Source organism: Paenibacillus pasadenensis (genome assembly GCF_002864175.1).
In the GTDB taxonomy this organism is placed as follows: Bacteria; Bacillota; Bacilli; order Paenibacillales; family Paenibacillaceae; genus Paenibacillus_O; species Paenibacillus_O pasadenensis.
The window spans coordinates 1,768,475-1,783,192 of record NZ_NFEZ01000004.1 but is presented as its reverse complement, the minus strand read 5'-3'; the positions used below and the strand labels follow the sequence as shown (position 1 = coordinate 1,783,192).

The following is a 14,718-nucleotide window of genomic DNA, read 5'->3' as shown; positions in this document are numbered from 1 at the left end:
GGAGACGGCCGATTCGGCCGGGACAGCCGGACCGGCGTCGCCGCCCGGAGCGGGTCAGCGCCTCGGCGCAGCGCGCTCGAGCAGCTGCTCGAACGTCCAGAATTCCGGACTCGACGGCAGGCTGCCGTCGATGGCGCAGCCGGCGAGGCGCATGTCCTCCGCCAGCGGATAGAGCCGCAGGCGGCAGTCCCCGTCCGGCGGAGCGAGAGCCGCTCCGCCTCCCTCCAGCGGCTGCACCGCGAACGAATGCAGCGGCAACGACAGCCCCATTCCTTTCGCCTTCACATAGCTTTCCTTGAGCGTCCACAGCTCGTAAAATGCCGCCAGCCGCTCCGGCTCGGGCAGGCGACGCCACCACCGGGCCTCGGCCGGATGCAGGCAGTCGACCGGGAACGGGGGCTGCAGCGGCTTGATCTGCTCGACGTCGACCCCGACCTCTCCTCCGCCGAGCAGCACCGCGACCCAGCGGCCGGCATGCGACACATTGAACCGCAGTCCGCCGCCGTCCGAGCGGCCATCCGCCCAGCAGGGCTTGCCGAATCGGTTCTCCGCCAGCCGCAGCTCGGCGCCGGGCCTGCCGGTCCGCCGCGACAGCGCGGCCCGCAGCAGCGCTTCGCCGGCCAGCGAGCGCAGCGCGTCCTCCCGCCGCCGAAAGCGCGAGCAGCGCTCCCGCCGCTCCGGCGACACGGCCGCCTCCAGCCGCTCGCAGGCGAGGCTGCCGGGGCTTTCCGGCAGGCGCAGCACGAGCAGCTCCGCCCGCACGCCCTTCATCGCGCCTCGGCCTCGACCGGCCGGCGGCCATGCGCGGCGGCGAGCCGGGACAGACGCTCCCGCCGTTCAGCCTCGGGCAGCCCTTTGCCCGCGAGCAGGCGGCCGAGCAGACTTTCGGCCTGCTCCAGCCGGGCTGCGTCGACAGGCGCGGACGGCTCCGCCTCGGCCGCCTGCAGCAGCTGCTCCAGCTCGCGGTACGGAGCCTCCACCTCCCGCCGGTAGACGAGCAGGTCGTCCTCCTCGCTGCGGGTGCCGACGGCGACGGCGAGGCAGCCTTCGAGATAGGAGATGCAGCGGCCGCGCCGCAGCGTCTCCTCCAGCTCTCCGAACGCCGCCTCCTCGTCCATCGCCAGCACGCGGATGCCGGAGCCAGCGGCGAGCCGCTGCAGCACGGCGCCCGGTCCGGCCTCGACCGCCGCTCGAGCTCCGAGCTCCGCCAGCTTCGCCATGACCGCCGTCCAACGCACCGGAGCGGTCAGCTGGCGCTGCAGCAGCTCCGCCAGCGCGGCCGCTGAGCCGGGCATGCGCCGGCCCGTGACGCCGGAGAGCACGGGCAGCAGCGGCGAGCCGAGCCGAGCCGCGCTCAGCTCCTCGCCGAACGCCGCGGCGGCCGAAGCCATGAGCGGGCTGTGGAACGCGCCTCCGACGGCGAGGCGGACCGTGCTGCCTCCCGCCTCGCGGACGAGGCGCGCCGCCTCCTCCAGCGCCGGGAAATGGCCGGACAGCACCGTCTGCGCGGCGGCGTTGTAGTTCGCCGGGACGACGACGCCGAACCGTCCGTCCGCCGCGATCTCGCGGCAGATCGCCTCGGCCCGCTCCGGCGCGATGCCGAGCGCGGCGGCCATGCCGCCCGGCTGCCGCCGCGCCGCCTCGGCCATGAGCCGGCCGCGCGCCTGCACGAGCCGGGCCGCGTCGCCGAGCGGCAGCGCGCCGGCGCAAGCCAAGGCGCTGAACTCGCCGAGGCTGTGCCCCGCCAGCCAGCCAGGCGGCGGCCCGCCGAGGCTGCCGCGGTAGACGCGGTACATCGCGACCGATACGGCGAGGATCGCCGGCTGCGCGATCTCGGTGCGCGTCAGCTCCTCCATCGAGCCGTCCCGCAGCAGACGGGCGAGGTCGGCTCCGATCGCGTCGCCGGCCTCCTCGACGGCCGCGCGGGCTTCGGCATGCCGCTCCAGCAGCGCCCGTCCCATGCCGGGACGCTGGGAGCCCTGGCCGGGAAACAGCAGCGCAGGCGCCGGTCTTTTTCTCATCGAGAATTCCTCCCTTCCTCTATGCCCCCAAGGCCGAGCCTGCCTCCGCCCGCGCCGGATGCCAGCGGCGCGAGCGCGGCTCCTCCCCTCTCCGGTGCGAGCCCGAGGATGTCCGCGATCCGCCGCAGCAGCTCGGGATGGCGCTCCTGCGCGTAGAAATGTCCGCCCTCAAACAGCTCCAGTCGGCAAGGAGCGGCGAACCAGCGCCGCCACTCGCCCAAAGACCCCGACAGCGTCCCGTCCGCGCGGCCGCCCATCACGACGCCCGGCGTCTCCAGCAGCGGCGCGTCCTGATGGCGGTACGTCTCCACGAGCCGAAAATCCGCGCGCAGCACGGGCAGGAACAGCCGCAGCAGCTCCGGCTGCTCGAACAGCTCGTCCGGGCAGCCGCCGAGACGGCGGATCCGCTCGATGAACAGGGCTTCGGGCAAGCCGTGAATCGGCGCTTCCCGGCGCTCCACCTGCGGAGCGTCCTTGGCCGACAGGAACGCCGCCTCCGGCTGCGGCCCGCCCGCGCGCTGCAGCAGCACGGCCAGCTCATAGGCGATCAGCGCGCCCATGCTGTGGCCGAACAGCGCGAAGCGGCCCTCCTCCCGCCGCTCCAGCACCTCGCCGAGCAGATCCTCCGCCGCCTCGCGGATGCCGAGATAAAACGGCTCGCCGAGCCGGACTCCCCGTCCGGCCAGCTCCAGCGGCGCCAGCTCCAGTCCCGGCGGAGCGGCGGCCGCCCAGCGCCGGTACAGCTGAGCCGAGCCGCCGGCATGCGGCAGGCAGAACAGCCGCAGCGGCCTCATGCCTCGGCCGCGAGCCGGCTCCACAGCTCGCGCTCCCGCGCCAGCAGGCGCTCGGCCAGCTCGGCGTCGCGCTCGCGCCGGAAGCTGCCGTCGGCGAAGCGCTGCTTGAGCGCCGCCCAGCCCTCGCGGATGCGGCCGAGCTGCTCGTCCAGCTCGTCCAGCAGCTCGTCCTCCAGCAGCTTTTTCAGGCGCAGCCGCTCGAGCAGTCCCGCGTTCGCCTCCTGGCGGTTGACGATGATGTTGATGCCGACGAGGCCGTACGTCAGCTGCTGCTCCCGCTTCTCCCCCTCCGCCTCGTCGACCCGCCACATGCCGTCCATGCCGAAGGCCTCCAGCTCCTGCGACAGCCGGTCCGCGTGCGCCGCGACCTCCTCCAGCCTCAGCTCGAACGGGACGATGTCCGGCTGCAGCTCATAGACGTAGCAGGCCGGGCCGGCATAGCCCGGATCGAGCTTGTATTCCGACTGCGCGAACGCCTCCCGCACCCGCTCCTCCGGCACCTCATGCTCCCCGTAGCCCGCCAGCGTGTCGTCGATGACGTAAAAGACGCCCTTCTCCTCGTCGAAGCCGTTGAACAGCGAGTAATGGTACCAATGGAACTTCTGCCACGCCATGCTGTCCGGCAGCCAGCCGAACAGATCGACGTTCAGGCTCAGATTGCGCCCGCTCCGCAGCACGTCGCGGATCTCGTCCAGCATGCGGCTCTCGTCGCGGAAATGCATCGGCACGATCCGGCGGATGACGCCGGTCAGCGGAAACTTCTCCCACTCCGTGTCGCTCAAATAATAGAGCGAGTCGATCGTCGGATAGCGGAACTCGCGGTCGGTCGCCGCCTCCCAGCGGAAATAGCGGTACAGATTGAGATACGCCGCATCGCGGTAGCTCGGATGGACCGACTGCGCGATGCTGAACGCCTGGTTCAGCATGCAGTTCATCCAGAAGTCGCCGAAAGGCTTGCGCTCCAGCGTCAGCTTCATCCCCATGCCTCCTCCGTCTCGACTTCGAAATCTTCGATGGCGCGCGCGCCATCGGCATCCGCGCACAGCTGGCGCAAGATCTCCTCGTAATGCCGGGCCAGCCGCTCGATCGTGTCCGGCTCGAACAGGTCGGCCGCATATTCGAACGTGACCGACAGCTCGCCGTCTCTCGCCGCCGCCTCCAGCGTCAGATCGAACTTGCTGACTCCCGGATCGAACGGCAGCGGCTCCAGCGCGAGTCCGCCGGCGCGGAACTCCGGATGCTCCATGTTCTGCAGGATGAACATCGTATCGAACAGCGGGTTGCGGCCGGCCTCCGCCTGCAGCCCCAGCCGCTCGACGAGCCGCTCGAACGGATAGTCCTGACGGTCGAGCGCGTCGACGAGATCGCGCTGCACGCCGCGCATGTAGTCGCCGCTCGCCAGCTCGCCCGCCGGCCGCAGCCGCAGCGCGACCGTGTTGACGAACATGCCGATCAGCGGCTCGACGTCGGGATGGCCGCGCCCGGCGACCGGCGTGCCGACGACGATGTCCTCTTCCCCGGCGTACTTCGCCAGCAGGATGCCGTAGGCGCCGAGCAGCACGGCGAACAGCGTCGCCCCTCGCGCCGCCGCCAGCCGCTCGGCGGCCGCCGTCAGCTCCCGGCCGAGGCGCCGCTCCAGCGTCGCCCCGCGGAAGCTCGGCGCGGCCGGACGCGGCCGGTCGAGCGGCAGCTCGAGCGCCGGCGGCAGCTCCTCGTAGAGGGCAAGCCAGTACGCCTCCTTTTCGCGCATCGCTTCCGACTCGAGCCGCTCCAGCTGCCAGACGGCGAAGTCGCGGCAGCCGATCGGCGGCTCCGGCAGCTCCTCGCCGGCATAGAGGGCGCCAAGCTCGCGAACGAGCAGCGACGTCGATACGCCGTCGGTCGCGATATGATGCAGGTCGAGCAGCAGCAGATGGCGCTCCGGACCGAGCTGCAGCAGCGCGGCTCGCGCCGGCGGCTCGCGATCGAGCGAGAACGGGCGGATGAACGCCTTCATCAGCCTCTGCACCGGCAGCCCGCCGCCGGACGCCAGCTCCTCCGCCGCGAGCCTGCCGAGCTCGGAAGCCTGCTCGAGCGCGAAGCCCGACGGCGGATGGATCTTCTGCCGGAACTCGCCGTCCTCGTAATGGAACGTCGTGCGCAGGCTCTCCTGACGCCGGGCCAGCTCCCCGAACGCCCGCTCGAGCCGCTCCGCGTCCAGAGCGCCGCGGATGTCGACCGCGAACGGCACATGGTACATCGCCGCCTCGCCGGCCATCCACTGCATCAGGTACAAGCGGCGCTGCGCGGGGGACATCGGATATCCCTCCTCCCGCTCCGGCTGGCGCGGGATCGGCTCGAACGCCGCGGCGGACATTCCGATCCGCTCCGCCATCGCGCTCAGCGTGGAATGCTGGAACAGCTCCCGCAGCGGGACGTCGGCTCCGAACTCGCGGGCGATGCGGCTCGCCAGCGTCGCCGCTTTGAGCGAGTGGCCGCCAAGCTCGAAAAATCCGTCCCGGCGGCCGATGCGCTCCTGGCCGAGCACGTCCCGCCACAGCCCGGCCAGCCGCCGCTCCAGCTCTCCCGCCGGCGGCTCGAACGCCGCCGCGCCGCGCGCCTGCGGCTTCGGCAGCGACTTGCGGTCGATCTTGCCGGTCGGCGTCAGCGGAATCCGCTCCAGCAGCATGAGATACGCGGGAATCATGTAGCCTGGCAGCCGCGCCGCCAAATACGTCCTCGTCCGCTCGTCCGCGCCGTCCTCCAGGCCGGGCTCCGCCACCGCATACAGGCACAGCGCCTGCTCTCCGTCCTCCTCGTCGAAGGCCGTCACGACCGCCTCGCGGATGCCGGGAGCCTCCTGCGCCAGCCGCTCCACCTCGCCGAGCTCGACCCGATGGCCGCGGATCTTCACCTGATGGTCGCGGCGACCGGCGTAGACGAACTGGCCGCTCGCGAGCCGCCGCCCGAGGTCGCCGGTCCGGTACAGGCGCTCGCCCGGCCGATAGGGATGCTCGGCAAATGCGCCCTCGCTCCACTCCGGATGGCCGAGATAGCCGCGCCCGACGCCTTCGCCGCCGATGCAGATCTCGCCGATGACCCCTGTCGGCGCGAGCTTGAGCTTGGCGCTGAGCACGACCATGTGGGCGCCTTCGATCGGCGTTCCGATCGTAATCGCCTCGTCCGCGGCCAGCTCCGTCACCTCCTGCACGGACGTCCATACCGTCGTCTCGGTTGGCCCGTACAGGTTGAAGATGCGCGCGTCCGTCGCCGCCTTGACCCGCTGCAGCAGCGACGGCGCGAGCGGCTCGGCTCCGATCAACAGCACGGACAGCCGCCGGAACGCGGCGGTCGCGCCTTGCTGCGCCGCCCACCACTTGAAGCGGCTCGGCGTCAGCTGCAGCACGTCGACTTCATGCCTTTCGACGAGCCGGCTCAGCGAATCGGCGTCGCCGCGCTCCTCCTCCCGGGCGAGCGCGACGCGCATGCCGAGCGTCAGCGGCAGCAGCGTCTCCACGAGGAAAATATCGAACGACACGGCGGCCATCGCCAGCACGCCCTGCCCGGCGGCGAACGGGAACCGCGCGGCGAACTGCCGCAGGAAGCTCGCCAGTCCGCGATGCTCGATCATCGCGCCCTTCGGACGGCCGGTCGAGCCGGACGTGTACAGCACATAGGCGAGATGCTCCGGCCGGCTGACCGGCTCCGGATCGCTCGCCGGCAGAAGCGCGGACGTCGCCTCCAGCTCCTCGAGCCGCCATTCCTCGGCGGCGCCGGCCGCGCGGCCGGCATAGGCGGCTTCGACGAGCGCCGGCGCCGCTCCGGCGTCCTCCAGCATCCAGCGGATCCGCTCCTCCGGATACGACGGATCGACCGCGAGGAACGCGCCGCCCGCCTTGAGCACGGCAAGCAGCGCCGCGAGCAGCCGCGGCGAGCGCGCCGCCATGACGACGACGAGCCTTTCCGGCCCGACGCCCTTCTCCCTCAGCGCATGGGCGAGCCGGTTCGCCCGCGCGTTCAGCTCCGCGTACGTCCACGTCTCCTCCCCGGCGTGCACGGCGGGAGCGTCCGGCCGCAGCCGGACCTGCTCCTCGAACTGCCGCATCATGCTGCACCAGCCGCTTTCCGTCCCGGCGCGCTCCGGTTCTGCCGCGCCCTCTATCTTGTTCATCGTCGCCTCTCCCTTCCGTTGACGGACCTCGCCGAGCAGCTCGCGCCGCTCCTCGCCGTCGATCAAGCCCAGCTCCTCCAGCGGCCGCGAAGCCGCGCCGGGCCGGAGCCATTCCTTCCACAGCTGCGCATAATGCCGGGCGATCCATGACGCGGTCGCGTCCGCGAACAGCTCCGTATCATATTCCAGCTGAAAATGCAGCCGCCCGTCCCGCTCCGCCGCCTCCAGCAGCAGATCGCACTTGGCCGTGCCGGCATCGAGCGGCAGCGTCTCGGCGGTCAGCCCGCCTCCCTCCAGAGCCGGCAGCTCCATGTTCTGCAGCGCGAACATGCAGTCGAACAGCGGCTGCCGTCCGTCCGCCGGCTGCGCTCCGAGCGCTTCGAGCAGCTCCTCGAACGGACGCTCCTGATGCTCCAGCGCCTCCAGCGCGTCCTGCTGCAGCGACTGCAGGAACTCGCCGAGCGGACGCTCGGCGGCCGGATAGCCGCGCAGGACGAGCGTATGGACGAACAGGCCGACGAGCCCGTCGGCGTCCGGATGCGAGCGGCCGGCCGCCGGCGACCCGACGCGAACCTCGGCCGCTCCGCCGTAGACGGCGAGCAGCCTCATATAAGCGCCGAGCAGCGCGGTGTAGAGCGTCACGCCCTCGCCGCGCGCGAAGCCGGCGATCGCGGCGCTCGTCGCCTCGTCGAAAACGAACTCCAGCCGCCTTCCCCGTCCGGAGCGCGCAGCCGGACGCGGACGGTCGAGCGGCAGCTCGAGCGGCGGCAGCTCGCCCGCTAGCCGCTCCAGCCAGCGCCCGGGCGGCGGCTCCGCCAGCCTCCGCTCCTGCCACAGCGCATAGTCCCGGTAGCGGATCGGCAGCGGCGGCAGCTCCCGGCCGTCGTACAGCGCGAGCAGCTCCCGCAGGACGATGGGCATGGACAGCCCGTCCGTCACGAGATGGTGGAAATCCAGCAGCAGCACATGGCGGTCGGCATCGCCTTCCAGCAGCCGCGCCCGCAGCAGCGGAGGAGCATCGAGCCGGAACGGACGGAGCAGCTCCGCCATCCGCCGGCGGACCGCTTGCGCGGCAGCCGCCCCTTGCGGACCGGAGCGCAGCCCCCGCCTCTCCTCCTCGTCGAGACGGCCAAGCTCCAGCTTGAACTCCGCCTCCGGCCGGATGATCTGCCGGAACTCCTCCCGCTCGTGGACGAACGCCGTGCGCAGCGTCTCATGACGGGCGATCAGGCCGTGGAACGCGCCTTCCAGCCGCGCCGCGTCCAGCGGACCGCGGATGAGCAGCGCGAGCGGCACATGGTAGGCGGCGCTGCCGCCGCCGAGCCACTCCAGCACATAGTGCCGCCGCTGCGTCCGCGACATCGGATAATAGGGACGCTCCTCCGCGCGCGGAATCGAATGGGCCGATCCGAGCGCTCGCTCCCCGGCGCGGCCGGCCTCCGCCGCCATGCCCCGCTCCGTGCCGGCGCCCGGCAGGCTCGCGGCCTGCGGCTCGATGCCCCAGGTCGCGGCGCTGCCTCCGCTTGCCGCCGTCTCCAGCCATGCCGCCATGCCCGCGACGGTCGGATGCTCGAATACTGCCCGCAGCGGCATTTCCGTTCCGAACGACTGGCGGATGCGGCCGGCCAGCGCGGCTGCCTTGAGCGAATGGCCGCCGAGCTCGAAAAAGCCGTCCGTGCGGCCGACCCGCTCGACTCCGAGCGTCTCCCGCCAAAGCGCGGCGATCCGCCGCTCGGTCTCGGTCGACGGAGCGGCGCTCGCGTCCGGCACGCCGCCGTGCGCCTGCGAGAGCGGCTCCGGGAGCGCCTGGCGGTCGACCTTGCCGCTGCGCGTCAGCGGGATGCGCGGCAGCTCGATCAGGAAGGAGGGCAGCATCGCCTCCGGCAGCAGCCGCTTCAGCTCGTCGCGCAGCCCGCTCGTCCCGCCCTCGCGGGAGAGCACGACATAAGCGCAGAGCTGCTTGTCTCCGTCCGGGAGGACGCGGGCGTCGACGACCGCCTCGCGCACGCCGTCCAGCTGCAGCAGCCTCGCCTCGATCTCGGCCGGCTCGATCCGCACCCCGCGGATCTTGAGCTGCCGGTCGATGCGGCCGGCGTACATCGCCTGGCCGTCCGGAAGCCAGCGCGCCAGGTCGCCGGTCCGGTACAGCAGCCGGTCCGGCCGGCGCGGGTCGGGCACGAAGCGCTCGGCGGTCAGCTCCGGCCGGCCGAGATAGCCGAGCGCCAGATGGCTGCCGGCGATGCACAGCTCGCCGAGCGCGCCCGGCGGCACCGGCGCGTTTCCGTAGCCGAGCAGCATGATGTCGGTCTCGTGCATCGGGCCGCCGATCGGCACGATCGCCTCCGGCGGGCCGCCGGGACGGAACACATGGGCGGTCGCGCAGACGGCCGCCTCGGTCGGCCCGTAGCCGTTGACGATCGCCATGCCCGGACGCAGCGCCGCGAAGCGCTCCAGCACGCCGCTGCGGATCGGCTCGACGCCGACGAGCAGCCGGGACAGCGCCAGCTCCGCCCCGGCTGCGGCGAGCCGCTCCAGCTCGCCGGCAACGTCGCCGAGCAGCGTCGGAGGCAGATAGGCGAACGTGACGCCCTCCTCGGCGATGACCCGGGCCATGCGCGGCGGATCGAGCAGCCGGTCGTCCGGATAGAGCACGATCGCCGCCCCCGCATGCAGCGGCAGGAACAGCTCGCAGACGCTGACGTCGAAGCCGAGGCTCGTCAGGCTGAGGCAGCGGTCGTCCGGACCGACGCCGCCGAGCAGCCGGCTCATCGAGGCGGCGAAGGCGTGGAACGCCCGATGCGGGACGACGACGCCCTTCGGCCGCCCGGTCGAGCCGGATGTGTAGATGACATACATCGGGTCCTCCGGCGAGAGCAGGCCGCCGTCCGCAGAGGCTTGCGGCAAGTGTTGCGGCAAGGCTTGCGGCAAGGCTTGCGGTAAGGCTTGCGGTAAGGCTTGCGGTAAGGCTTGCGGCAAAGCCTGCGGACTCGCCGATGCGGACGGGGAGAAGCGGTCCGCCGCCGGGGCTGGGCCTGCCTGATCCGCCCGGCTGCCGACGCCGCCGGCGCTCCAGCTGCTGGCTGCGCTCCTGCCGCTGGCTGCGCTCCTGCCGGCTGCGCCCGTCCCGCTGGCTGCGCTCCAGGCGCTGCCTGCATCTGCTTCCAGCAGCGCTGCGGACAGCCTCAGCTCCCTGGCTCCGGCAAGCGCCGCGCGCGCCGGCGCCTCCTCCGGCAGGTCCGTCAGCACGAGGCAGGCGCCGCTGTCCTGGAGCATGGAGGCGATCCGCTCCGGCGGCGCGGCGGGATCGAGCGGCAGGTAGGCGGCGCCGGCTTTGAGCGCGCCGACCATCGCCGCGACCATGGCAGGCGAGCGCTCGGCGAGCACGGCGACGATCGAGCCGCGTTCCGCTCCCTCGCGCCGCAGCAGCTCAGCCACCTGCTCCGCCTGCTCGTTCAGCTCGCGATACGTGAGCGCGCCATCCTTGCCGATGACGGCAACGCCGTCGGGCCGCTCCGCCGCCCAAGCCTCGACCAGCCGCTCGGCTCTTACGGGCGGCAGCCCGAGCTCCGGCCCCCGGCCGAAGCGCTCCAGCTGCTCCCGCTCCGCGGCGGACAGCATGTCAGCCTCGCCGAGCGTCCGCTCCGGATCGGCGAGGAAGGCGCCGAGCAGGCGGACATAACGGTCGAGCAGCGTGCGCGCGGTCTGCTCGCGGAACAGCGAGACCGCGTATTCGACGACGAGCCGCAGCCCGTCCGGCCGCTCGACCGCCTGGACCATCAGGTCGTACTTGGCCGTGCCATGCTCGTAGCGTCGATGAGTATAGGAAAGTCCCTTTTCGCCGCGATCCGGGATGCGCAGGTTCTGCATGATGAACATCGTGTCGAACAGCGGGCTGCGGCTCGGATCGCGGCGCCCGTCCATGCGGACCAGCTCCTCGAACGGCACGTCGCCGTGCGCGAACGCCTCGAGCACCGTCTCCCGCACTTCGGCGAGGAACGCCGCGAACGTCTTGGCGGCAGCCGGCTTCGCCCGCAGCGGCAGCGTGCCGACGAACATGCCGGCCAGCCGCTCCAGCTGCGGCGACGGCCGGCCAGCGGCGGGCGTGCCGACGACGATATCCTCGGCGCCCGCATGCTTGGCCAGCAGCGCCTGATAGGCGGCCAGCAGGACGACGAACGGCGTGCAGCCGCTCGCCGCCGCGAACCGCTTGACCGCCGCCGCCAGGCCGGGCTCGAGGTCGAGCTCGAACGTCGCCCCTTTGCCGTCCTTGATCGGCGGTCGGGGAAAATCGGCGGGCAGCTCCAGCAGCGGCCAGTCGTCCGCGATCCGCTCCCGCCAGTACCGGCGCTGCCCCTCCAGCCGCTCCGAGCCGAGGGTCCGCTGCTGCCAATCGGCATAATCGCGATAGCGCAGCGGCAGCGGCGGCAGCATGCCCCCGCCGTACAGCGTCAGCAGCTCCTCGAGCAGAATGCCCGCCGACATGCCGTCGGAGGCGATATGATGCAGGTCGAGGAACAGCAGCGGCGAATTCGAGCCGGTCGCGACGAGCGCCGCCCGCAGCAGCGGGACCTGCGAGAGCCGGAACGGCTGCGACAGCGCGCGGAGCGTCTCGTCCAGCCTTTCCGGCTCCGCCTCCAGCCGGCCGAGCCGAAACGGCGCGTCCGCATGGACGAACTGGCGGAGCTCGCCGTCGACGATCGCGAACGAGGAGCGCAGCGGCTCATGCCTGCGGATCAAGGCGCGGATCGCCTCCTCGAGCCGGTCCGCGTCGACCTCGCCGGACAGCTGGAGCAGCTCCGGCAGGTTGTAGCTGCGGTCCTCCGGCTGCGCCTGCTGCTGCAGGTACATCTGGCGCTGCGACGAGGACACCGCGTAATGCGGCTGCTCGGCGACGAGCGGAATCGGCGCCGCGGCGCCTTCCGCAGCGCCGGCCTCCAACTGCGGCAAAGGTTCGGCCGGCAGCGGGAAGCCCGGAAGCGGCGCTTCGCCCCCTGGCGGCGATCCGAGCGTCTGCGACGGATCGGACGACGCCGACGATGGCCTCTGCGGCGATCCGGCCGTCTGCGATGGATCGGACGACGCCGACGATGGCCTCTGCGGCGATCCGGCAGCCTGCGGCGGCTCTTGCCGCGAAGAACCGTCCGGCTCCGCGCTCGCCGGCGCTTCCAGCGCCGCCGCGGCCAGGCCGCCGCTGCCGGCTTCCCGCCGCGCCGCGCGGACCGCGTCCAGCCTCGCTTGCAGCATCGCCGCGAAGTCGCCGAGCACCGGCTGCCCCAGCAGCTCGTGCACGGCCACCTCGATTCCGAGACGCTTCGACAGCCGTCCGACCGTGCGCAGCGCGAGAATCGAGTCGCCTCCGAGCTCATAGTAGCTGGAGCGCACGCTCAGCTCCCCATAGCCGAGCGCCTCGCCCCAGGCGTCGGCAGCCGCCTGCAGCGCCTCCAGGCGAGAGCTGCCTGCGATGCCGGCCTCCGCTTCTCCATCAGCCGCGGCATCTGTCAGCCGGACCGCAGCGGCGGCTTGTTCCGTCATCTCCCTCCTTTCCATTTCTCGCGCATCCTGTCTCTCATTCCATCTATCATTCCATCTATCATTCCGTCTCTCATCCCGGCTCTCCTCCGAGCGGGCGCTCGGCGCGGGCTGCAGCCAGCAGCGGCGCAGCTCCAGCGGCGGACTCGGCAGCGGAGCCCGGCGCAGCGAGCCCGGCGGATGCAGGCGCGCCCAGCGCGGCATCCCCCCTTCGGCGTAATGCCGCGCGAGCTCGGCCGCCTCCTCGGCGTCGACAGCGGAGCCGGACGAGCGCCGCTCCGCTGGCCCCGCAGCCGCCTCGCCTCCGCTCCAAAGCGGCGATCCAGACGAGCTCGCATCCAAGCTCCGTCCGGCTGGAGGCAGCGCGCCGCAGAACACGGCCGTAGCGGCCTCCAGCCTCGACGAGCGCAGCCGCAGCGCCATGCCGTCGGCTTCCCAGCGGGCTTCGCCATTCGCGCCGAGCCGCGCGCCGCTTCCGTCAGCGCGCTCGGCGGCTTGCTCATCAGCTTGCTCGACAGCGCGCTCTGCCTCATTCCCGGCGTCGCCCTCGACGCCTGCCGCCGCGCCATCCAGCCCCGCCGCCAGCGCTTCCGCCAAGGCGAGCGCGAGCTGCTCCGCAGAGGCGCAGGCGATCGCCAGCCGATAGCGCTCATGGCTGCGGCCGAGCGCCGCCGTGCCGCAGATCGCATCCAGCCCGGCCGCCTGCGCGTCGTCCGTCGCCAGCCAGGCGAGCATCCGCTCCGCATAACCGGATAGCCCGGCGGCGGAGCGGGCCGAGAGGACGAGCAGGCCGGGCCTGCCGTCTCCCTCCGCAGACCGGACGGGCGCAGGCGCAGGGGCTTCCTCCAGCACGACATGGGCATTCGTGCCGCTCATGCCGAAGGCGCTGACGCCCATGCGGCGCGGACCGCCGCGGCGAGGCCACGGCGCCGGCTCGGCATTGACGTACAGCGGCGAGCCGATGAAGCCGATGCTGCGGTTCGGGCGCCGGAAATGCGCGTTCGGCGGCAGCTCGCCCCGCTTCATCGCCAGCAGTCCGCGCAGCAGGCCGGCGATGCCGGCCGCATGGTCGAGATGGCCGAGCTGGCTTTTGACGGAGGCGACCGCGCAGAACTGCCGCCTGTCGGTATAGCGCCGGAACGCCCTCGTCAAGCCTTCGATCTCGATCGGATCGCCGAGCGAGGTGCCGGTGCCGTGCGCTTCGACATAGGCGATCGACTCGGGATCGACCGCGGCGTCTTCCCAGGCGCGGACGACGACATCCTCCTGGGCGAGCGCGTTCGGAGCGGTGATGCCCGCGGAGCTGCCGTCCTGGCCGACCGCGCTGCCTTTGATGACGCCGTGGATGAAGTCGCCGTCGCGCAGCGCCCCGGAGAGCGGCTTGAGCAGCAGGGCGACGACGCCGTCGCCCATGCCGGTGCCGTCCGCCTCGTCGTCGAACGGACGCGCCCGTCCGTCCGAGGCTTCCATGCCGAGCCTCACGCCGCTGTCGAGCGGAAGCAGATTGATCTTGACGCTGCCTGCGACCGCCGCGTCGCAGTCGCCGGAGCGGATCGCCTGGCAGGCGAGATGCACGGCGACGAGCGACGAGGAGCAGGCGGTGTCCACCTGCAGCGCAGGCCCGTGCAGGTCGAGCAGGTACGCTACCCGCCCGGCGATCATCGAGCTGAGGTTGCCGGGCGCCGAGAAGCCGAGCTCCTCCGGACAGAGCGCCTCGATCATGCGCTTGTAGTCATGCTGGGCATCGGCGTTGTAGCCGACATAAACGCCCGTCCGCGAGCCGCCGAGCGCGCTCCCTCCATAGCCGGCCTGCTCGATCGCCTGCCGCGCCGCCATCAGGAACAGCCGCTGGTTCGGATTCATCAGCGACGCTTCCTTCGGCGACAGGCGGAACAGCTCCGGATCGAACGAGGAGATATCGTCGAGGAACGCGCCTTCGAAAAACTCCGCCTCCAACGGGTCCAGGCCGAGCCCCCGCAAATAAGGCTCCAGCTCCAGCCGGCGCGTCTCCGGCAGCGGACCGATGCGGTCGTCGGCCGCGCCGAGCAGCCGCGCCAGCTCCTCCGGCTCGCTCGCCGCGCCGATCCGCGCCGCGAAGCCGATGATCGCGATCTCGTGGCCGGCGGCCGCCTCCGCCGCGGACACGAGGCCGGCAGCCGGCTCCATGCCTGCGGCAGCAGCCGGAACGGCAGCGCCGCCGAGCTTGCTTAGGTCAAACATCGTA

General features: G+C 72.1%; 5 protein-coding genes. All 5 read right to left on the bottom strand.

Annotated features, from left to right (window positions below):
* Positions 1 to 54 precede the first annotated feature (54 nt).
* From B8V81_RS17245 to B8V81_RS17225, 5 genes are read right to left on the bottom strand one after another with little or no spacing between them, the layout of a single operon-like run.
* Positions 55 to 771 (bottom strand): 4'-phosphopantetheinyl transferase family protein, encoded by a 717-nt coding sequence (locus B8V81_RS17245; RefSeq protein WP_101808833.1) that lies wholly within the window; start codon positions 769 to 771, stop codon positions 55 to 57.
* The gene (locus B8V81_RS17240; RefSeq protein ID WP_052333447.1) at positions 768 to 2,021 is read right to left on the bottom strand and encodes an ACP S-malonyltransferase; all 1,254 of its coding nucleotides are present in this window, start codon (positions 2,019 to 2,021) and stop codon (positions 768 to 770) included. The genes B8V81_RS17245 and B8V81_RS17240 overlap by 4 nt, the downstream gene beginning before the upstream one ends.
* A complete protein-coding gene (locus tag B8V81_RS17235) occupies positions 2,018 to 2,839 on the bottom strand; it encodes a thioesterase II family protein (protein WP_052333448.1) in 822 nt (273 codons plus the stop codon). Before B8V81_RS17235 ends, B8V81_RS17240 begins: the two co-directional genes overlap by 4 nt.
* Positions 2,812 to 3,792: a cysteine peptidase family C39 domain-containing protein gene (locus B8V81_RS17230; protein WP_028599892.1), complete on the bottom strand. Its 981-nt coding sequence runs from the start codon at positions 3,790 to 3,792 to the stop codon at positions 2,812 to 2,814. The genes B8V81_RS17235 and B8V81_RS17230 overlap by 28 nt, the downstream gene beginning before the upstream one ends.
* Positions 3,789 to 14,714 (bottom strand): non-ribosomal peptide synthetase, encoded by a 10,926-nt coding sequence (locus B8V81_RS17225; RefSeq protein ID WP_146000524.1) that lies wholly within the window; start codon positions 14,712 to 14,714, stop codon positions 3,789 to 3,791. Before B8V81_RS17225 ends, B8V81_RS17230 begins: the two co-directional genes overlap by 4 nt.
* Positions 14,715 to 14,718: the final 4 nt, after the last annotated feature.